This window comes from Mycobacterium deserti, assembly GCF_025345615.1.
GTDB classification, from domain to species: Bacteria; Actinomycetota; Actinomycetes; order Mycobacteriales; family Mycobacteriaceae; genus Mycobacterium; species Mycobacterium deserti.
In genome coordinates, this window is sequence record NZ_JAODWD010000001.1 from 1,094,773 (window position 1) to 1,115,039 (window position 20,267).

Annotated in this window: 19 protein-coding genes; 10 read left to right on the forward strand and 9 right to left on the reverse strand. The window is 66.7% G+C overall.

What is annotated here, in order from left to right; genetic code table 11:
- Positions 1 to 55 precede the first annotated feature (55 nt).
- Both ipdF and ipdE1 read right to left on the reverse strand, forming a co-directional pair.
- Positions 56 to 844, reverse strand: coding sequence for a (5R,7aS)-5-hydroxy-7a-methyl-1-oxo-2,3,5,6,7,7a-hexahydro-1H-indene-carboxyl-CoA reductase (gene ipdF, locus N4S67_RS05535; protein ID WP_260991885.1), 789 nt, complete (start codon positions 842 to 844; stop codon positions 56 to 58).
- Positions 841 to 1,989, reverse strand: coding sequence for an acyl-CoA dehydrogenase IpdE1 (gene ipdE1 / locus N4S67_RS05540; protein WP_260991886.1), 1,149 nt, complete (start codon positions 1,987 to 1,989; stop codon positions 841 to 843). Before ipdE1 ends, ipdF begins: the two co-directional genes overlap by 4 nt.
- 47 nt (positions 1,990 to 2,036) lie before the next feature.
- Between ipdE1 and fadD3 the strand changes: the two genes are divergently transcribed.
- Genes fadD3 through N4S67_RS05570 form a run of 6 tightly spaced genes read left to right on the forward strand, consistent with a single transcriptional unit; the run spans position 2,037 to position 9,142 of the window.
- On the forward strand, positions 2,037 to 3,599 hold the full coding sequence (fadD3, locus tag N4S67_RS05545) for a 3-((3aS,4S,7aS)-7a-methyl-1,5-dioxo-octahydro-1H-inden-4-yl)propanoate--CoA ligase FadD3 (RefSeq protein ID WP_260991887.1): 1,563 nt from the start codon (positions 2,037 to 2,039) through the stop codon (positions 3,597 to 3,599).
- Positions 3,599 to 4,723: an acyl-CoA dehydrogenase family protein gene (locus N4S67_RS05550; protein ID WP_260991888.1), complete on the forward strand. Its 1,125-nt coding sequence runs from the start codon at positions 3,599 to 3,601 to the stop codon at positions 4,721 to 4,723. The genes fadD3 and N4S67_RS05550 overlap by 1 nt, the downstream gene beginning before the upstream one ends.
- Before the next feature lie 4 nt (positions 4,724 to 4,727).
- A complete protein-coding gene (locus tag N4S67_RS05555; RefSeq protein ID WP_260991889.1) occupies positions 4,728 to 5,684 on the forward strand; it encodes an acyl-CoA dehydrogenase family protein in 957 nt (318 codons plus the stop codon).
- On the forward strand, positions 5,681 to 6,622 hold the full coding sequence (ipdE2, locus tag N4S67_RS05560) for an acyl-CoA dehydrogenase IpdE2 (protein WP_260991890.1): 942 nt from the start codon (positions 5,681 to 5,683) through the stop codon (positions 6,620 to 6,622). The genes N4S67_RS05555 and ipdE2 overlap by 4 nt, the downstream gene beginning before the upstream one ends.
- Positions 6,623 to 6,656: 34 nt before the next feature.
- Complete coding sequence (locus N4S67_RS05565) at positions 6,657 to 7,817, forward strand: pyridoxal phosphate-dependent aminotransferase (RefSeq protein ID WP_260991891.1); 1,161 nt, start codon at positions 6,657 to 6,659, stop codon at positions 7,815 to 7,817.
- A 44-nt stretch (positions 7,818 to 7,861) separates the two neighbouring features.
- Positions 7,862 to 9,142, forward strand: a complete 1,281-nt coding sequence (locus tag N4S67_RS05570) for a 13E12 repeat family protein (protein WP_260991892.1) — start codon at positions 7,862 to 7,864, stop codon at positions 9,140 to 9,142.
- Here the strand turns inward: N4S67_RS05570 and N4S67_RS05575 are convergent.
- The 3 genes from N4S67_RS05575 to N4S67_RS05585 are packed head-to-tail and all read right to left on the reverse strand — an operon-like array spanning position 9,123 to position 13,113.
- Entirely contained in the window at positions 9,123 to 11,003 is a 1,881-nt protein-coding gene (locus N4S67_RS05575; RefSeq protein WP_260991893.1) for an acetoacetate--CoA ligase, read from the reverse strand. The two genes, N4S67_RS05570 and N4S67_RS05575, sit on opposite strands and share 20 nt — an antisense overlap.
- On the reverse strand, positions 11,000 to 11,746 hold the full coding sequence (locus tag N4S67_RS05580; protein WP_260991894.1) for a 3-hydroxybutyrate dehydrogenase: 747 nt from the start codon (positions 11,744 to 11,746) through the stop codon (positions 11,000 to 11,002). The genes N4S67_RS05575 and N4S67_RS05580 overlap by 4 nt, the downstream gene beginning before the upstream one ends.
- Entirely contained in the window at positions 11,743 to 13,113 is a 1,371-nt protein-coding gene (locus tag N4S67_RS05585) for an MFS transporter (RefSeq protein WP_260991895.1), read from the reverse strand. Before N4S67_RS05585 ends, N4S67_RS05580 begins: the two co-directional genes overlap by 4 nt.
- A 71-nt stretch (positions 13,114 to 13,184) precedes the next feature.
- Between N4S67_RS05585 and N4S67_RS05590 the strand changes: the two genes are divergently transcribed.
- Positions 13,185 to 14,150, forward strand: coding sequence for a LysR family transcriptional regulator (locus tag N4S67_RS05590; protein ID WP_260991896.1), 966 nt, complete (start codon positions 13,185 to 13,187; stop codon positions 14,148 to 14,150).
- A 9-nt stretch (positions 14,151 to 14,159) separates the two neighbouring features.
- The gene (locus N4S67_RS05595) at positions 14,160 to 14,927 is read left to right on the forward strand and encodes a lysophospholipase (RefSeq protein ID WP_260991897.1); all 768 of its coding nucleotides are present in this window, start codon (positions 14,160 to 14,162) and stop codon (positions 14,925 to 14,927) included.
- Here N4S67_RS05595 and hsaB read toward each other — a convergent pair.
- From hsaB to hsaA, 4 genes are read right to left on the reverse strand one after another with little or no spacing between them, the layout of a single operon-like run.
- Positions 14,924 to 15,490 (reverse strand): 3-hydroxy-9,10-secoandrosta-1,3,5(10)-triene-9,17-dione monooxygenase reductase subunit, encoded by a 567-nt coding sequence (gene hsaB / locus N4S67_RS05600; RefSeq protein WP_260991898.1) that lies wholly within the window; start codon positions 15,488 to 15,490, stop codon positions 14,924 to 14,926. The two genes, N4S67_RS05595 and hsaB, sit on opposite strands and share 4 nt — an antisense overlap.
- A complete protein-coding gene (gene hsaC, locus N4S67_RS05605) occupies positions 15,490 to 16,395 on the reverse strand; it encodes an iron-dependent extradiol dioxygenase HsaC (RefSeq protein WP_260991899.1) in 906 nt (301 codons plus the stop codon). Before hsaC ends, hsaB begins: the two co-directional genes overlap by 1 nt.
- A gap of 3 nt (positions 16,396 to 16,398) precedes the next feature.
- Entirely contained in the window at positions 16,399 to 17,283 is an 885-nt protein-coding gene (gene hsaD, locus N4S67_RS05610) for a 4,5:9,10-diseco-3-hydroxy-5,9,17-trioxoandrosta-1(10),2-diene-4-oate hydrolase (RefSeq protein WP_260991900.1), read from the reverse strand.
- Complete coding sequence (hsaA, locus tag N4S67_RS05615) at positions 17,284 to 18,468, reverse strand: 3-hydroxy-9,10-secoandrosta-1,3,5(10)-triene-9,17-dione monooxygenase oxygenase subunit (RefSeq protein ID WP_260991901.1); 1,185 nt, start codon at positions 18,466 to 18,468, stop codon at positions 17,284 to 17,286.
- Between the two features lie 146 nt (positions 18,469 to 18,614).
- Between hsaA and N4S67_RS05620 the strand changes: the two genes are divergently transcribed.
- Positions 18,615 to 19,667 (forward strand): ferredoxin--NADP reductase, encoded by a 1,053-nt coding sequence (locus N4S67_RS05620; RefSeq protein WP_260991902.1) that lies wholly within the window; start codon positions 18,615 to 18,617, stop codon positions 19,665 to 19,667.
- 66 nt (positions 19,668 to 19,733) lie between these two features.
- Positions 19,734 to 20,267, forward strand: coding sequence for a hypothetical protein (locus tag N4S67_RS05625; RefSeq protein WP_260991903.1), 534 nt, complete (start codon positions 19,734 to 19,736; stop codon positions 20,265 to 20,267).

The following is a 20,267-nucleotide window of genomic DNA, read 5'->3' on the forward strand; positions in this document are numbered from 1 at the left end:
CGGATGTGGGGCTTCCTGGCAGCGTTTGTGAAGATTCCGTGGAGATCGCGGTCGGTCAGGCCCGCTGGCTCGACACCGAGATGACCTCGCCGGTCAGGTAACTGGAGTAGTCGCTGGCCAGGAACGCGATGGTGGCGGCCACCTCCCACGGCTCGGCCGCACGCCCGAACGCCTCGCCTTCGGACAGCCGGTTCAGCAGATCCGAGGAACTAGTCTTCTCCAGGAACTTGTGCCGGGCGATGCTCGGTGATACCGCGTTGATCCGCACTCCGTACTCGACAGCTTCGATTGCGCTGCACCGGGTTAGCGCCATCACGCCGGCCTTGGCCGCGGCGTAGTGCGACTGGGAGTGCTGCGCGCGCCAGCCAAGCACGCTGGCGTTGTTGACGATCACGCCACCGTGGTCCGCCCCGCGGAAGTACCGCAGCGCCGCGCGCGTCGCACGCATCACCGACGTCAACGTCACGTTGAAAACGCGGTCCCACTCCTCGTCGGTCATGTCGACGACGGGAGTCTGTCCACCCAAGCCCGCGTTGTTGACCAAGACGTCAAGGCGCCCCATCCGGGCGGTGGTCGAGGCGATCAACGCGTCGACCTGCGCGGTCGACGTCACGTCGCACACCACACTCTCGACCCTGCCCTGGCCCAGTTCCGCCAGTTGGTCACGGGTCTCCCCCAGCCGTCGCTCGTGGTGGTCGGAGACCACCACGTCGGCGCCTTCGGCCAGCGCCCGCCGCGCGACCGCCGATCCGATGCCGGTGCCTGCCGCGGCCGTGACGACCACGACCTTGCCGGTGAGAAGCCCGTGGCCCTCAATCTCTTTCGGTGCTTCGGTGAGGCTCATCCTTTGACCTCTCGTGGCAGGCCGAGCACGCGCTCAGCGATGATGTTGCGTTGGATTTCGTTGGAGCCGCCGTAGATGGTGTCCGCCCTGGAGAACAGGAACAGCCGCTGCCATTCGTCGAAGTCGCCGTTGGTCAGTGTCAACCCGTCGCGTCCCCGTACCTCCATGGCGATCTCGCCCAGCTCACGATGCCAGTTGGCCCACAACAGCTTTGAGACGTTGTCCTGGCCCGGCTGCTCGACGTCCATGGTGGCCAGCGCGTAGGACCGCATGGTCCGCAGACCCACCCAGGACCGTGTCAGGCGTTCGCGGATCAGTGGATCGTCAGCTGCGCCGTTGCTCTTGGCGAGCTCGGCGACGGCGGACAGCTCACGGGCGTACTCGATCTGCTGACCAAGAGTCGACACGCCACGCTCGAACGTCAGCGTGCCCATCGCGACGCGCCAGCCGTCGCCCGGCGCACCGACCACCATCGAGGCATCGGTGCGGGCGTCGTCGAAGAACACCTCGTTGAATTCGGAGTCCCCGGTCAGTTGAACGATGGGCCGCACCTCGACACCCGGCTGGTCCAACGGCACCAGCAGATACGACAGCCCGGCATGACGTTTGGAGCCCTTCTCGGTGCGGGCCACAACGAAGCACCACTGCGCCCAGTGCGCCAGCGATGTCCACACCTTCTGCCCGTTGATCACCCACTGGTCGCCGTCGAGTTCTGCAGTGGTCGACACGTTGGCCAGGTCGCTACCGGCACCCGGCTCCGAATAGCCCTGGCACCACAGCTCGGTGACGTCGAGGATCTTCGGCAGGAATCGCTTCTGCTGCTCGGGCGTACCCCAGGCGATCAGCGTGGGCCCGAGCAGTTCTTCACCGAAGTGATTGACCTTCGCGGGGGCGTTCGCGATCGCGTATTCCTCGTAGAACGCGACTCGGTGCGCGACGGCCAGTCCGCGGCCGCCGTGCTCCTCGGGCCAGCCGAGACACGTCAGCCCGGCGGCGGCCAGCTTCTGGTTCCACGCCAGCCGTTCGGTGAACGCCTCGTGCTCCCGGCCCGGTCCGCCGAGCCCCTTGAGCGCGGCGTACTCGCCGACGAGATTGTCGGCCAGCCACTGGCGGACCTCGGCCCGGAACTCCTCGACCTCAATCACCCTTGTAGGCTAACCTACCAAGCACTTGCTTTGTTAGAGGAGCGGCGATGACCTCGGGGCACCACCCGCGAGCGGGGGACGACCTGCGGACCATTCCCCAGGTCCTGGACCGGATCGCCGACCGGTTTTCCGACCACGACGCGCTCGTCACCGACGAGCGGCGGTTCACCTACGCCGAATTACGGGACGAGGTGCGCAGTGCTGCCGCCGCCATGATCGACCTGGGTATCGCCGCGGGAGACCGGGTCGCGATCTGGTCCCCCAACACCTGGCACTGGGTCGTCGCCTGCCTGGCCACCCACTACGCGGGCGGCGTGCTGGTACCGCTGAACACCCGCTACACCGCCAGCGAGGCAACCGACATCCTGGCTCGAACGGGTGCACCGCTGCTGATCGCGTCGGGCGAGTTCCTCGGTGCGGACAAGGCCGCCTCCGTCGACCGCGACGCGCTGCCCGCCCTGCGCGATGTTGTGCGTGTTCCGATCGATAAGGACGACGGCACATGGGACGACTTCGTGGCCCGTGGCGGCGAGCTGAGCGCGGTCGACCTGCGGGCCGCCGCGGTGCGGCCCGACGACGTGTCCGACATCCTGTTCACCTCCGGCACCACCGGCCGGAGCAAGGGCGCGCTGTGCGCGCACCGGCAGTCGCTCGACGCGCCCGCGGCGTGGGCGGAATGCGGGCAGCTCACCAGCGACGACCGCTACCTGTGCATCAACCCGTTCTTCCACAACTTCGGCTACAAGGCGGGCATCCTCGCCTGCCTGCAGACGGGCGCGACACTGATCCCACAACTGACCTTCGATCCCGAAGCGACCATGCGCGCGGTGCAGGAGCACCGAATCACCGTGCTGCCCGGCCCGCCGACCATCTTCTCCACCCTGCTCGATCACCCCAAGCGCCACGAGTACGACCTGACCTCGCTGCGGTTCTCGGTCACCGGGGCCGCCGTCATCCCGGTCGTGCTGATCGAACGCATGCAGGCTGAGTTGGACATCGACATCGTGCTGACCGCATACGGCCTCACCGAGGCCAGCGGGTTCGGCACGATGTGCCGTGCCGACGACGACGCCGTCACAGTCGCGACGACGTGCGGGCGCCCGATCGCCGATTTCGAGTTGCGCATCGACAACGGCACCGCCGCCGGCGAGACGGGAGAGGTGCTGTTGCGCGGCCCCAACGTCATGCTCGGCTATCTCGACGACCCGGAGGCCACCGCCGCGGCGATCGACGCCGACGGCTGGCTGCACACCGGCGATGTCGGCGCCGTCGACGAGAACGGCAACCTCAGGATCACCGACCGACTCAAGGACATGTACATCTGCGGTGGGTTCAACGTCTACCCGGCCGAGATCGAGCAGGTGCTGGCGCGGCTGGACGGAGTGGCCGAATCGGCCGTGATCGGAGTGCCCGACGAGCGACTCGGTGAGGTGGGCAAGGCCTTCATCGTCACCAAGGCCGGCGCGACGCTCGACGAAGAGACCGTGATCGCATACGCAAAACAGCATTTGGCGAACTTCAAGACACCGCGATCGGTGGAGTTCCTCGAGTCGCTGCCGCGCAATCCGGGCGGCAAGGTGGTCAAGCCGCTGCTGAGGGAGAGGGCCTGATGGACCTGAATTTCGACGACGCCACTCGTGAGTTCCAGACCGAGGTGCGCGAATTCCTCGCGGCCAACCGGGACTCGTTCCCGACGAAGTCCTACGACACCGCCGAGGGTTTCGAGCAGCACCGGCGTTGGGACAAGGTCCTGTTTGACGCCGGTCTGTCGGTGATCACCTGGCCCGAGAAGTACGGCGGTCGTGACGCCACGCTCTTGCAGTGGGTGGTTTACGAAGAGGAGTACTTCCGCGCGGGCGCTCCCGGCCGCGCCAGCGCCAACGGCACGTCGATGCTCGCGCCAACCCTTTTCGCGCACGGCACCTCCGAGCAGCTCGACCGAGTGCTGCCGAAGATGGCCAGCGGCGAGGAGATCTGGGCGCAGGCGTGGTCCGAGCCGGAGTCCGGCAGTGACCTCGCGTCACTGCGGTCGACGGCGACCCGGACCGACGGCGGCTGGCTGCTCAACGGCCAGAAGATCTGGAGTTCGCGAGCTCCGTTCGGGGAGCGGGCATTCGGGCTGTTCCGGTCCGATCCTGAAGCCGAACGACACCGCGGGCTCACGTACTTCATGTTCGACTTGAAGGCGGACGGCGTCACGGTACGACCCATCGCGCAGCTCGGCGGCGACACCGGATTCGGGGAGATCTTCCTCGACGACGTTTTCGTGCCCGACGCCGATGTGATCGGCGATGTCCATGACGGCTGGCGTGCCGCCATGAGCACGTCGAGCAACGAGCGCGGCATGTCACTGCGCAGCCCCGCACGGTTTCTCGCACCCGCGGAACGGCTTGTCGCGCTGTGGAAGGACAACCCCGACCCGGCATACGCCGATCGCGTCGCCGACGCCTGGATCAAGGCGCAGGCGTACCGGCTGCACACGTTCGGCACCGTCACGCGGGTCGCCGGTGGCGGCGAGCTGGGGGCCGAGTCATCGGTGACCAAGGTGTTCTGGTCCGACCTCGACGTGGCGATCCATCAAACCGCACTCGACCTGCGCAGCGCCGACGGCGAGCTGGCGGACGCATGGACCGACGGACTGCTGTTCTCGCTGGGCGGCCCGATCTACGCCGGCACCAACGAGATTCAGCGCAACATCATCGCCGAGCGTTTGCTGGGACTCCCCCGAAAGTAGATGAATGAACTTCGAACTGGACGAACAGCAGCGCGACTTCGCCGCGAGCATCGATGCCGCGCTCGGCGCGGCCGACCTGCCGGGTGCGGTGCGAGCGTGGGCGGCCGGTGACACCGCGCGCGGCCGCAAGGTGTGGGCGCAACTAGCCGACCTCGGCGTCACCGCACTGATGGTGCCGGAGAAGTTTGACGGCATCGAGGCCCACCCGGTCGATCTCGTCGTCGCGCTCGAGCGGCTCGGACGCTGGTGCGTGCCCGGGCCGGTGGTCGAATCCATCGCCGTCGCACCGGTTCTGCTTGCCGACGACGACAGGAGCGCGGCCCTGGCCGCGGGCGAATTGATCGCGACGGTGGCAATGCCACCCCTGGTGCCTCGGGCAGTCGACGCGGACTCAGCGGGACTGACGCTGCTGGCCGCCGATGGCGAGGTGCGAGATGCGACGCCGAACGAACAGCACGAATCGGTCGATCCGAGTCGAAAGCTGTTCGCTATCACCGGTTCCGGCGAAGCGACCAAGGCCGATGTGGGTCGCGCCTATGAGTTCGGCGCGCTGGCCACGGCCGCGCAGTTGGTCGGAGCGGGCCAGGCGATGCTCGACATGTCGGTCGACTATGCCAAGCAGCGCAGCCAGTTCGGCAAGGTGATCGGCACGTATCAGGCGATCAAGCACAAGCTGGCCGACGTGCTTATCGCGGTCGAACTGGCGCGGCCGTTGGTGTACGGCGCGGCGCTGTCGCTGGCCGACGGTTCGACCGACACCGCGCGCGATGTCAGCGCGGCGAAGGCCGCCGCCGCTGACGCCGCGCTGTTGGCGGCGCGGGCGTCGCTGCAGACCCACGGTGCCATCGGCTTCACCCAGGAGCACGACCTTTCTCTGTGGCTGCTGCGGGTGCAGGCACTGCGGTCAGCGTGGGGTGATCCGACAGTGCACCGTCGACGCGTCTTGGAGGCCCTGTCGTGAGCGAAGAACGCGAACTGCTGCGCGAGACCGTCGCGGCTCTGGTCGAGAAGCACGCCGCGCCCGCCGCGGTGCGCGAGGCCATGGGATCTGAACGTGGATACGACGAGTCGCTGTGGAAGTTGTTGTGCGAGCAGGTCGGCGCGGCCGCGCTGGTGGTGCCCGAGGAGCTCGGCGGTGCGGGTGGTGAACTGGCCGACGCGGCCGTCGTGCTCGAGGAGTTGGGCAAGAGACTGGTTCCCACGCCGCTGCTCGGCACGACGCTGGCGGAGCTGGCGCTGCTCAGCGCCGACGAACCCGACGGCGACGCGCTCGAAGCTTTGGCCGAGGGCACGAAGATCGGCGCGGTCGTATTCGACGCCGACAACGTTGTGCACGGCGACGTCGCCGACGTCGTGATCGCCGCCGACGGTGAACGACTGACGAGGTGGACCAGCTTCACCGCGCACCGCGTCGAGGCCATGGACCCGACCCGTCGGCTCGCGCGCGTCGAACCGGAGGAGACCAGCGATCTTGCGGCCGACCCCGGATTAGTCGATATCGCAGCGGTTCTGGTGGCCGCCGAGCAGATCGGCGCGGCTTCGCGCTGCCTTGAGCTGACGGTCGAGTACACCAAGGACCGCGTGCAGTTCGGCAGACCGATCGGTAGCTTCCAGGCGCTCAAGCACAGGATGGCCGATCTGTACGTCGCGGTGCAGTCCGCGCGCGCCGTCGTCGACGAAGCGATCGCCGAGCCGTCCCCGTCGTCGGCTGCGCTGGCGCGGATCACCGCCAGCGAGGCGTTCTCGAAGATCGCGGCAGAAGCCGTGCAGATGCACGGCGGCATCGCGATCACCTGGGAGCACGACATCCAGCTGTACTTCAAACGCGCCCACAGCAGCGCGCAGTTGCTCGGTGCCCCCCGGGAGCATCTGCGTCGACTCGAATCCGAGGTGCTCTAGTTAGTGCTGCTAGCCACGGGTTAGCCTGGCTGCAATGAGTGACCGCGTCGCGCTTCGGGCGGGCATCCCGCCGTTCTATGTGATGGACGTATGGCTGGCCGCGGCCGAACGCCAGCGCAGCCACGGCGACCTCGTGAATCTGTCGGCGGGCCAACCCAGCGCGGGCGCGCCCACCGCCGTGCGCGAAGCCGCCAAAGCGGCATTGGACAACACCGTCCTCGGATACACCGTGGCTCTCGGTATTCCGGAGTTGCGCGCCGCGATTGCGCGCTCCTACCAGGATCGGCACGGGCTGACAGTGGACCCCGCCGACGTCGTGGTTACGACCGGATCCTCCGGCGGTTTCCTGTTGGCGTTCTTGGCCTGCTTCGACGTGGGCGACCGCGTGGCGATCGCCAGCCCCGGCTACCCCTGTTACCGCAACATCCTCTCGGCGCTGGGCTGCGAGGTGGTCGAGATCCCCTGCGGGCCCGAGACCCGATTCCAGCCGACCGCACCGATGCTCGCCGAGCTCGACCCGCCCGTGCAGGGTGTGATCGTCGCGAGCCCGGCCAACCCCACCGGCACCGTGATCCCACCCGACGAGTTGGCCGCGATCGCCACATGGTGCAGCGCGACCGGTGCGCGGCTGATCAGCGACGAGGTGTACCACGGGCTCGTCTACGAGGGCGCCCCCGCCACCAGCTGCGCCTGGACGACATCGCGCGATGCCGTTGTGGTCAACAGCTTTTCGAAGTACTTCGCGATGACCGGGTGGCGGCTGGGCTGGCTGCTCGTGCCGCAGGAACTGCAGCGTGCGGTCGACTGTCTGACCGGCAACTTCACGATCTGCCCGCCGACGCTGCCTCAGCTCGCCGCGGTCGCGGCGTTTCGCCCGGAGTCGATCGCAGAGTCCGACGCGCTGCTGCACCATTACGCGGCGAACCGCACGTTGTTGCTCGACGGCCTGCGCGGTATCGGCATCGACCGGCTGGCTCCGACCGACGGCGCCTTCTACGTCTATGCCGACGTTTCGCAGCTGACCACGGATTCGCTGTCGTTCTGCTCGAAGCTGTTGAAAGACACGGGCGTAGCGATCGCACCCGGCATCGACTTCGACCCGACACGAGGCGGCTCGTTCGTACGGCTGTCGTTCGCCGGGCCGACGAGCGACATCGCCGAAGCCGTCGAGCGGATCGGCGCCTGGCTCGGATAGAACGCCGGCAGGTTTGTTCGGTGCGACGGCGTACAGTCGAAAATGTGTTCGAAAGTCTGTTCGATATCGACCCGGCCGCCAGTGAGGCTCAGCTGAGGGCGGACGTCGAGCGCTTGGAGCGCCTGAAGTCCGCCGCTGCGGCGGCGCAGGCTCGCGCCACCGCGTTGTGGAGGACAAAGCGTCGTGCCGCCGAAGTGGCTGCCGGGGTGCCTGCAAGCCGGCGCGGGCGAGGGCTCGCTGCGGAAGTGGCGTTGGCGCGCCGGGATGCTCCGGCGCAGGGAGGCCGCCACCTCGGGCTTGCCACCGCCTTGGTCGAGGAGATGCCCTATACCCTTGCGGCTTTGGAGTCGGGAGTGCTGTCGGAATGGCGGGCCACCCTGATCGTGCGCGAACCGGCGTGTCTGAGCGTCGAGCATCGCCGCCATTTGGATGCCGAGATGTGCGGCGACACAACCCGCCTCGACGGCTGGGGCGACAAGCGGATCGCTGCCGAAGCCAAGAAGATCGCTTGTAAACTCGACGTCGGCGCCGTGGTGGACCGAAGCTCCAAGGCCGCCTCAGACCGGTGCGTGACCATTCGCCCGGCGCCCGACACGATGACCTGGGTGAAGGCGCTCTTGCCGGTGCGGCAGGGCGTGAGCGTGTATGCAGCGTTGAAGCGCGCCGCTGACACCACGTTCGACGACCGCTCCAGCGGCCAGATCATGGCGGACGAGTTGGTGGAGCGGGTGACGGGCCGCCCCGCCGCGCAACCGGTCGACGTGACGCTGAACCTCGTCATGGCCGACACCACACTCGCCGGTGACGACGACTCGCCCGCTTGGCTCGAGGAATACGGCACCGTCCCCGCCGCAATCGCCAGGGGGTTGATCGGTGATGCGACCACCGACGCCGCCGCCAAGGCCATGCTGCGCCGCCTGTACCGCCATCCGCGCAGCGGACAAATCGTCGCGTTGGAGTCGCAGGCTCGCATCTTTCCCAAGGGGCTGGCGGCATTCATCGGGCTGCGTGATCAAACTTGCCGGACACCCTTCTGTAACGCCCCGATTCGCCATCGCGACCACGCGGTGCCCAAGCACCGGGCCGGGCCCACCAGCGCGCGTAATGACCTCGGAGTCTGCGAGGCCTGCAACTATACCAAGGAAGCTCGTGGATGGACGGTGACGACCAGTGAACGCGACGGCCGACACCGCGCAGCGTTCACCACGCCTACCGGCGCGACATACCGATCCACGGCGCCGCCACTTCCCGGCCCGCCCATCCGAAGAGTCAGCCAGCTCGAAGGCCGACTCAGCGTCGACTTGGTTACGTTCGACGCTGCGTGACGTACCAATCCAGCAGCGCCGGATCATCGACGGCGCTGCGCTCCACGACTTTCGCCGCATCGGCGCCTTGGAAAAGTTTCTTGATCGGCACCTCGAGCTTCTTACCCGTGCGTGTGTGTGGGACGCCTGGAGCGACGATCACCTCGTCGGGCACATGCCGGGGCGATACCTCATCGCGGATGGTCTTCTTGATGCGCTCACGCAGCTCGTCGGTCAGGTCGGCGTCATCGGCGAGCACCACGAACAACGGCATCCAGTATCCGCCGTCGGGCTGCTCGGCGCCGATGACCAGGGCCTCGGCCACTTCCGGCAGCCGCTCGACCGCCTGATAGATGTCGGCGCTGCCCATGCGGATCCCGTGCCGGTTCAGCGTGGAGTCCGACCGCCCGTGCACGATGACGCTGCCGTGATCGGTGATGGTGATCCAGTCGCCGTGGCGCCAGACGCCCGGAAACGTCTCGAAATATGCGCTGCGATAACGGCTTCCGTCGGCATCATTCCAGAACGCGACCGGCATCGACGGCATCGGCTTGGTGATGACGAGTTCCCCCACCTCCCCTCGGACCGAACTGCCGGATTCGTCCCACGAATCGAGTGCACAGCCCAGATACGGCGCAGACAGTTCGCCGGGCCATACCGGCACCGTACGGACGCCACCGATGAATGCCGACACCACATCGGTACCACCACTTATCGACGCCACCTGGATGTGCTCGCCGACGTTGTCGCTCAGCCACAGCGACGACGACGGTGGCAGCGAGGATCCCGTGATCCCGACGAGCCTCAACGCCGACAGGTCATGCTCCTTGCGGGGTACCGCGCCCGCCTTGGCGCAGCCGAGCACGTAGCCGGGGCTGGTTCCCAGAACCGTCGCACCGACACGAGCGGCGATGTCCCACAACATATCCGGCTTCGGATGGTTGGGGCTGCCGTCGTAGCAGACGATCGTCGCGCCGACGAGCAGACCGGCGACCTGGAAATTCCACATCATCCAACTCGGACTCGTATACCAGAAGAAGACGTCGTCACTACCGATGTCGGACTGCAGGGCGATGGCCTTGAGGTGCTCGAGCACGACACCGCCGTGCCCGTGCATGATGCCCTTCGGAAGCCCCGTGGTGCCGGACGAGAACAAGATCCACAGCGGATGGTCGAACTCGACGGGTTCGGTGTCGAGTTCGCCGTCGTCGGTTTCGGTCAGTTCTGAGGCCATCACCGTTGCGCGCAGCGTCGGCAGTCCGTCTCTGAGAGCGGCGATGTCGGCGCTCTTGTCGTGGTACTTGCCGCCGTACCGGTAGCCGTCCGCAGTGACCAGCACGACCGGGTCGAGTTGGCCGAGGCGGTCCAGCGCGGCCTTGGCCGAGTAATCCTGCCCGCAGGCACTCCAGATCGCACCGATGCTCGCCGTTGCCAGGAACGCGATGACCGCTTCCGGGATGTTGGGCACGTAGCCGATCACCCGGTCGCCGGGAGATACGCCCAGCGAGCGCAGCTTTCGAGCGAAAGCCGCTGTGCGACCGATTAACTCGGCCCAGGAAAGCTCGGTGGTGCTGTCCTCACCCACGTAGATGATCGCCGGTCGGTCGGTGCGGGCGTTGCGGATGACCTGGTCGACGTAGTTGAGCCGGGTGCCCGCGAACCACGTCGCACCGGGCATCGTGTCGTCGCTCAGCACCTGCTCGGGACGCTCACCGAGATCGAAGTAGTCCCAGAGCGCGCCCCAGAACGCCGCGGGCTGGTCGACGGACCATTGCCACAACGAGCGGTAGTCGGAATCCTGGTCCACGAACCGCGCGAAGTCGGTCACCCGTGCTTCGGTGATGTCCTGTTCGGTCGGCTCCCATTGCGGCGTCGCCGTCATCGCGCGCTCCAGCCGCCGTCCATGGTGTAGGACGCTCCCGTCACCATCCCTGCGGCCGGTGCGGCGAGCCAGCACACCAGCGACGCAACCTCTTCGGGCTCCACGAGACGCTTGATGGCGCTCTCCTTCAACAGGATGTTCTCCACAACCTCGTCCTCACCGATGCCGTGCGTGCGCGCCTGGTCCCCGATCTGCTTGGTCACCAACGCGGTCCGAACGTACCCCGGATCGACACAGTTGCTCGTGACTTCGTGGGGACCGCCTTCGAGTGCGGTCACCTTCGACAAACCTTCCAACGCGTGTTTGGCCGTGACGTACGCGGATTTGTACTCCGACGCCCGCAGGCCGTGCACCGAGGAGATGTTGATGATCCGGCCGAACTTGCGCTCGTACATGTGCGGCAGCGCAGCGCGGATCAGGAGGAACGGTGCCTCCACCATCAGAGCGAGCATGAACCTGAACCGTTCGGGCGGAAAGTCCGGGATCGGGCTGACGTGCTGAATCCCGGCATTGTTGACCAGGATGTCGGTTTCGAGCTTGAGATCTTCGAGGGCGGTGACATCGGAAAGGTCGACGGCCCAGGCCTTTCCGCCGATCTCGTCGGCGACCGACTTGGCACCGACGTCGTCGAGGTCGGCGACCGTGACCGTCGCGCCGCGTGAGGCGAGTTCCCGCGCACAGGCCGCGCCGATCCCGCTCGCACCACCGGTGACCAGCGCGGTGCGTCCGGCGAGATCGGTCATACGACGCCCGCCTTGGCGAGCTGCTCGCGATCTGCCTCGTCGAGGGCCTTCAGGTCGATGCCGTTGGTCTCGCGGGTGAACCATGCGGCCACCAGCGTGATCGCCGCAGCGCCTGCAAGATAGACCGCGATCGGCACCCACGTACCGAACTTGTCGAGCAACCAGGTGGCGATCGCCGGTGCCAGCGATCCGGCGACGATCGAGGTGACCTGATAGCCAAGCGACACGCCGGAATACCGCATCCGGGTGGGGAACATCTCGGCCATGATCGCCGGCTGCGGTGCGTACATGAAGGCGTGGATCACCAAGCCGAGGATGACCGCGCCCATGATCAGCAGATAGTCGCCGCTGTTCATCATCGGGAAGGCGAAGAAGCCCCATGTGGCCGCCAGAATGGTGCCGACGATGTACACCGGCCTGCGACCATAGCGGTCGGACAACCGACCGATCTGCGGGATCACCAGGAAGTGCACCGCATGCGCGGCCAACAGCCACCACAGGATGTCGCTGGTGTCGGCACCGACGTGAGTCTTGAGGTAGACGATCGAGAACGTGACGACGAGGTAGTACATGATGTTCTCGGCGAACCGCAGACCCATCGCGGTGAAAACGCCGCGGGGGTAACGCCTCAGCACCTCGAACACGCCGTATGACACGGCTTTGACCCGTTCGACCTCTTCTTGGGCCGCGATGAAGATCGGCGCGTCGGTGACCTTGGTGCGGATGTAGTAGCCGACGAGCACCACGACCGCGGACAACCAGAACGCCACGCGCCATCCCCACGACAGGAAGGCATCGTCGGGCAATACGTTGGTCAGCACCAGCAGCACGACAGTGGCGAGCATGTTGCCAACAGGGACCGCGGCCTGCGGCCAGCTGGCCCAGAACGCGCGGTCCTTGTTCGGGCTGTGCTCGGCGACGAGCAAGACCGCGCCGCCCCATTCACCGCCGACTGCAAAGCCCTGCATGAACCGCAGGACGACGAGCAGGATCGGCGCCCATACTCCGATCTGCGCATAGGTCGGCAGACACCCCATCAGGAAGGTCACCGCGCCGACGAGCAGGATGGCGAACTGGAGCAGTTTCTTGCGGCCGTACTTGTCGCCGAAGTGCCCGAACACTATGCCGCCAAGGGGCCGCGCCACGAAGCCGACCGCATAGGTCAGCAGCGCGGCGATGAGCCCACTGGCCTCGCTGGTCCCTTCGGCGAAGAACACCTTGTTGAATACGAGCGTGGCCGCCGTGGCGTAGAGAAAGAACTCGTACCACTCGACGACGGTGCCCGCCATCGAGGCGACCACGACGCGTTTGAGGCCGGTCGATACGGACGCGGAATCGCTGCCCGTTGGCTCGTTGGTGACGCTCATCGAGTGCTCCTTCGACTGTGATGGCGGACACAGATGCTTGTGAGTATCCGTGCAGATACCCACCGCCCGCAATGGCCAAAACTGCAGGAGCGATCTGCAAAAATGCACTTGTGCCGTCTCCTGCGATCGAGCCGCCCGGTCGAAGGCCCAGCGCCGACGACCTCCTGGTGTTGCTGGCCGTCGGTCGCTCCGGCCGCTACAACACCGCCGCCGAGGAACTCGGCCTCAACCACACGACGATCTCGCGACGCATCGCGGCACTCGAGCAGACACTGGGCGGTCGGGTCTTGGCCCGGGTGGCCGGCGGATGGGAGCTCACCGACCTCGGGCGCGAAGCGCTCTCGGCCGCAGAAGCCGTCGAGTCGGCCGTCCGGTCCCTGACCGTCGACACCGGAGGCCGTCGGACACTGGAAGGCGTCGTGCGGATATCGGCCACCGACGGTTTCTCGGCCTACATCGCCGCCCCGGCCGCCGCTGAAGTGCAACGCGCGCATCCCAGGGTTGCCGTCGAAATCGTGGCCGCGACGCGACGCGCCACCCAGCAGCGCTCGGGCCTGGACGTCGAAGTGGTGGTCGGCGAACCGAAGGTGCACCGGGCGAAAGCCATTCGACTCGGCGACTACTGCCTCGGCCTCTACGGCGCGCGCGGCTACCTCGCCGAGCACGGCACGCCAGCGAGCATCGCGGACCTGGCCCGGTATCCCCTGGTCTACTTCATCGATTCGATGCTGCAGGTCGACGACCTCGACGTGGCGACGAGCTTCGCTCCCGCCATGCGCGAATCCGTCACCTCCACGAACGTTTTCGTGCACGTGGAGGCGACGCGCGCCGCCGCCGGACTCGGGTTGCTGCCGTGCTTCATGGCCGACCGCCACGAGGACCTGGTCCGCGTGCTGCCCGCCGACGTGGCCGTGCAGTTGACCTACTGGCTCGTCACCCGCGCCGAAACGCTGCGCAGGCCCGAGGTCGCGGCCGTGGTCGAGGCGATCCGCACTCGGGTCGCCAATCAGCGTGAGGTGCTCCTCGGGGGCCGCTAACGTCAGAACATGCCGTTTCTCGACCATCCGAAAGGCCCGGCGTACTACCGCCACTGGCCGGCCGCCGAGCCCCGTGCCGCCGTCATCTTCCTGCACGGCTTCGGCGAGCACACCGGCGTCTATCACCGCTACGCCTTCGCCCTCAACGCCGCCGGTATCGACCTGTGGGCAGTCGACCAGTTCGGCCACGGGCTCAGCCAGGGCGAACGCGGCGACTTCGGGTCCATCGAGCAAAGCTCGGAGCTGGCCGACACCCTGACCGAGCTGGCTTCGCGCCACAGGCCGGGGTTGCCGTTGATCGCCCAGGGCCACTCGTTCGGTTCGATCGTCACGCTGCTGCGCTTGCTGGGCCAGCCCGACCGTTACCGCGCCGGTGTCATCTCCGGCGCCCCGCTGGTCCCCGTCCCAGGGATGCTCGACAACGACACCTCGTTCGACCTCGATCCGGGTTGGCTGTCCGCCGACCCGTTCTATCTCGACTCGCTCGAAAACGATCCGCTGGCGTTCGTCGACGCCGATGGAGCTCCGTTGGCGCGCGAGCTGGACCGGGCCTGGGACCGGCTCGGCGCCGACTTGCCGAAGCTCGCGGTGCCGACCCTGGCCGTCCACGGCGTCAACGATCCGATTGCCCAGATCGGCGCCGTCCGCGCCTACGCGGAACAAATAGAACCGTTGCAGCTCAAAGCGTTTGACGGTGGTCGCCACGACATTCTGAACGACACGATGCACCGCGAGGTGGCCGAGACAATCATCGACTTCCTGAACGGCTCGATCTAGAGCCAGGTGTCCTCGGTGGTGGCGGTGAGGAACGCCTCCAAGTCGTCGCGCCAGTGCGCCGGGGTGTTCTTGTCCGGTTCGATCCCGGTGTATTGCCCCCGGTAGAACAGCAGCGGACGCGGCTTCCTGTGCGGCACGTCCGACATCGACTTCACCGCGCCGAAGACGACGAAATGGTCGCCGCCGTCATGCACCGAATCCACCGTGCAGTCGATGTGCGCCAACGTCCCCGAGATGATGGGAGACCCGAGTTCCGAGGGCAGCCAGTCGATCCCGGCGAACTTGTCGGGCTCTCTGGAACCGAACCGGGCCGAGACGTCCTTCTGCTTCTCGTGCAGCACGTTGACGCAGAAGTGCCCGCTGGCCTCGATCGCCTGCCACGACCGCGACACCTTTGTCGGACAGAACAGGACCAGCGGCGGTTCCAACGAAAGCGCCGCGAACGACTGGCATGCGAACCCGACGGGCGCACCGTCGTGCATGGTCGTGATCACCGTGATGCCCGTGCAGAACTGCCCGAGCACATTGCGGAACGTGCGGGGGTCGATATCCGGAGAACTCACTAGCCCTTGAAGCCCACGCTGAAGTCGTGTCCCCACAGGCTGACCGCGGTGCTCTCCCGGGCGACCCAGCTGTCGTCGTCTTCCACTTCGAGTCCCTCGCAGCCGAACTCGATGTCGAAGCCTCCAGGCGTCTTCATGTAGAAGGACAGCATCTTGTCGTTCACGTGCCGGCCCAGGGTCGCCGACATCTTGACCTTGCGGCGCAGCGCCCGATCCAGGCAGAGCCCGACGTCGTCGGCATTGCCGACCTCGACCATCAGGTGCACGATCCCGCTGGGTGTCTCACCCGGCATGAAGGCCAAACTGTGGTGCCGCGGATTCACCCCCAGGAAGCGCAGCCACGCCGGCGCGCCGTCGGCGGGACGGCCGACCAACTGCGGCGGCAGACGCATCGAATCGCGGAGGTGGAAGCCGAGCACGTCCCGGTAGAAGTGCAGCGTCTCGGCGTCATCGCGGGTGGTCAGCACCACGTGGCCGAGCCCCTGCTCCTCGGTGACGAACTTGTGGCCGTAGGGGCTCACGACGCGTCGATGCTCCAGCGCCACGCCGTGGAACACCTCGAGCGTGTTGCCCGACGGGTCGTCGAAGATGATCATCTCGTCGACGCGGCGGTCGGCGAGTTCGGCGGCACTCGCCTCTTTGTACGGCGTCCCGTGAATGTCGAGGCGACTGCGGATCTCCTGCAACGCAGCCGCATTCGCGGTCTCCCAACCGGATTCCAGCAGCCGGTCGTGCTCACCGGGCACGATGATCAACCGGGCGGGGAACTCGTCCATCCGCAGGTACAGCGCGCCGTCGACGGCGCCCTTGCCTTCGACCATGCCGAGCACCTTGAGCGCGTATTCGCGCCAGGCGCCGACGTCGGTGGCCTCGATGCGCAGATAGCCCAGCGACCGGATGCTCATCTACTACTCCCCCAGAAAGTCAATGGTGAGCTTGTTGAATTCGTCGAACTTCTCCAGCTGTGCCCAGTGCCCGCACTGCCCGAAGACGTGTAGTTGCACCCGCGGGATCTGCTTGAGTGCGACCAGCGCGCCGTCAAGCGGATTGACACGGTCTTCCCGACCCCAGATGAGGAGTACCCGTTGCCGGAGCTTGTACACCTCGCGCCACATCATGCCGAGCTCGAAATCGGGACCCGCGAACGACTTTCCCATCGCGCGCGCAGCGGCCAGCGATTCCGGCTGGCTGGCGATGGCGAACCGCTCGTCGATCAATTCCGGGGTGACGAGCTTCTGGTCGAAGACCATGATGCGCAGGAACTTCTCCATGTTTTCGCGCGTGGGCTCGGCGGTGAACTTGCCGAGCAGCTTGACGCCCTCGGTCGGATCGGGCGCGAACAGGTTCACGCTCAACCCGCCCGGCCCCATCAACACCAAGCGCCCGGCCCGGTTGGGGTTGTCGAGCGCGAAGCGGACCGCGGTGCCGCCACCCAGCGAGTTACCCACCAGCGCAGCGCGTTCGATGCCCAGGTGGTCGAACAGTCCCAACAGCGCGGTGGCGCTGTAGCGGTTGTACTGCTCGTGTTCGGTGTGCTTGTCCGAATGGCCGTAGCCGGGCTGGTCGACGGCCAGCACGTGAAAGTGGCGGGCCAGCACCGCGATGTTGCGGCTGAAGTTCGACCAGCTCGAGGCGCCGGGCCCGCCGCCGTGCAGCAGCACGACGGTCTCGCCGTGGCCGACGCCGGCTTCGTGGTAGTGCAGCCGCATGTCGTCACGCACCTGCGCGTAGCGCGACGTCGACTCGAAGGTGACCTCGACCTGCTGTTCCGTCTCCTGGATATACGACGTCATTTAAACCATCGTGTCCTGCGGCGGCAGCCCGAAGGCGTCGTTACCGAAGATCAAATAGGCGCGCTCGGGCTCATTGGCCGCGTGCACCCGACCCGCGTGGGCGTCGCGCCAGAACCGCTGCACGGGCTGATCGAGATTCAGCGCGGTGGCACCAGAGGCCTCGAACAGCAGGTCGATCGACGCGATCGCGCGGGCGGTCGCACGCACCTGGTCGCGGCGCGCGCGGGCGCGCAATTCGAACGGAATCTCCTTGCCCGCCTGCAGCAGGGCGTATTCGTCGGAGACGTTGCCGATCAGCTGGCGCCAGCCGGCGTCGATATCGCTGGCGGCCTCGGCGATGCGGATCTTGGCGAACGGGTCATCCTTGGACTTCTCGCCGGCGAACGCGGCGCGCACTCGCTTGCCCTGGTGCTCGACGTGGGCGGCGTAGGCGCCGTATGCCATTCCCATGATCGGGGCGCTGATTGTCGTGGGATGCATGGTGCCCCAAGGCATCTTGTACACCGGCGCGGTGTTGTTCTCGTATCCGCCCGCGGTGCCGTCGTTCATCGCCTTGTAGGACAGGAACCGGTGGCGCGGAACGAAGACGTCCTTGACGACGACGGTGTTGCTACCGGTGCCCTTGAGCCCCACCACATTCCAGACGTCGTCGATCCGGTACTCGCTGCGCGGGATCAGGAAGCTGCCGAAGTCCACCGGCCGGCCGTCCTTGATCACCGGGCCGCCGAGGAACGCCCACGTCGCGTGATCACAGCCGGAAGACCACTGCCACGCGCCGCTGACCAGATAGCCGCCGTCGACAACCGTGCCCGCGCCCATCGGCGCGTACGAGGACGACACCCGAACGGTCGGATCGTCACCCCAGACCTCGTCCTGGGCCTGCTGGTCGAACAGCGCCAGGTGCCAGTTGTGCACACCGATGATCGAACTGACCCAGCCCGTGGACCCGCACGCGCTGGCGATGCGGCGGACAGCCTCGTAGAACGCGCTCGGGTCGCACTGGAGCCCGCCCCACTGCTCGGGCTGCAACAGCTTGAAGAAGCCCACCTCGTCGAGTTCGTTGACGGTCTCGTCGGGGAGGCGCCGCAGGTCCTCGGCCGCCTGCGCGCGCTTGGCGATCAACGGCAGCAGATCGTCGATGCCGGCTAGGACCGACTGCACGTCGCGCTGTTCAATGGACGTCACTGGTTTGCCTCCCGGGAGCTAAGGACCTGAAAGAAGATTAGAACACGTTACGATTTGTGTCGAGGAGCGCGTTGCTACGGCCGCTAGACCTGCGGACATCCATTTCTGTAACCTGTTCTAGTTATGACACGTAGAAGGGGCGTTAGGTGACGGACGAGCCGCTCGGTGGCCACGTGCTCGAGCTGCAGGTGGCCGAGGTGGTCGAGGAGACCGACGACGCCCGCTCCCTGGTGTTCTGCGTTCCAGACGGGGTGGACATCCCTGCCGAGCGGTTGCGGTACGCGCCCGGCCAGTTCTTGACGCTGCGCGTGCCCAGCGAGCGCACGGGCTCGGTGGCGCGCTGCTACTCGCTGTGCAGCTCCCCGTTCACCGGCGACCCGATGACCGTCACCGTCAAGCGCACCGCCGACGGGTACGCGTCGAACTGGCTGTGCGAACACGCCCACCCAGGCATGCGGATGCACGTGCTGGCGCCGTCGGGCACGTTCGTGCCCAAGTCGCTGGAGAGCGACTTTCTGCTGATGGCCGCCGGCAGTGGCGTCACGCCGATGATGTCGATCTGTAAGTCGGCGCTCGCCGAAGGCAGCGGCAAGGTCGTGATGATCTACGCCAACCGCGACGAGAACTCGGTGATCTTCGGCACCACGCTGCGCGAACTGACGGCCAAGTATCCGGACCGACTTACCGTCGTGCACTGGTTGGAGAGTGTTCAGGGCCTGCCGAGCGCGGCCGCACTGGCAGCGCTGGCCGCGCCGTACGCCGGACACGACGCCTACATCTGCGGTCCGGGGCCGTTCATGGCCGCGGCGGAAGAGGCGCTCAAGAACGTCGGCACGCAGAGCATTCACATCGAGGTGTTCAAGTCGCTGGACTCCGACCCGTTCGCCGCAGTGGTGATCGAGGAGGACGACAGCGAGCAGGGGCCGGCCACCGCGATCGTCACGCTCGACGGCGAGACCCAGGAAGTGCGGTGGCCGCGCAACGCCAAGCTGCTCGACGTGCTTCTCGACAAGGGCCTCGACGCGCCGTTCTCTTGCCGCGAGGGTCACTGCGGGGCATGCGCGGTTCTGAAGAAGAGCGGCGAGGTCGACATGGACATCAACGACGTACTCGAGCAGTCCGACCTCGACGAGGGGTTGATTCTCGGATGCCAGGCCAAACCGCTGTCGGATTCGGTCGAAGTCACCTATGACGAATAGCGCGCGGGCTAACATTCGCCGCACGTGAGTGGGATGTCGCCGCGAGCGGCTCCGGAGGGGAGCAGTGTGACGAAGCGATTGATCGGCTGGCTGGCGGTGATCTCGGCCCTGGCGCTCATGCCGCTTCCGGTGGCGTCTGCCGCGGTCGACACCGGTGACGCGTCGATCCCGGTAAATCCGACCACCACGCTGGAGATGCATGTCACCGCCAATTGCATTGCCGCCGAAGCCAACTGCTTATGGAACACGGCCGCCAATCTGCGCACGCCGCAGGGTGTGATCGGCTTTCCCGGCGACCTGTACGCCCGCCAGACCACCACGGTTCGCACGATGGACCGCGGCGTCTGGGTGGAGACCCAGTTCAATGCGCCCAACACCCGGTTGTTTAAGTCCATCACCGACGTCGAGTTGTCGACGGTGTACTTCGGCGGCGGGCCGCCCGAGAAGTTCATTCTGCGGGGCAACACCTGGCCCACGGACTGGCGCACCGGACAGAAGAGGACGGACGTTCCGCTGATCGTGTGCTCGCACATTCAGGTGGTCTACGCCGGGGTGAACCTCACCTCGCCGGACGCGTGCGCGCAGGCCTCGTTCGGCTGA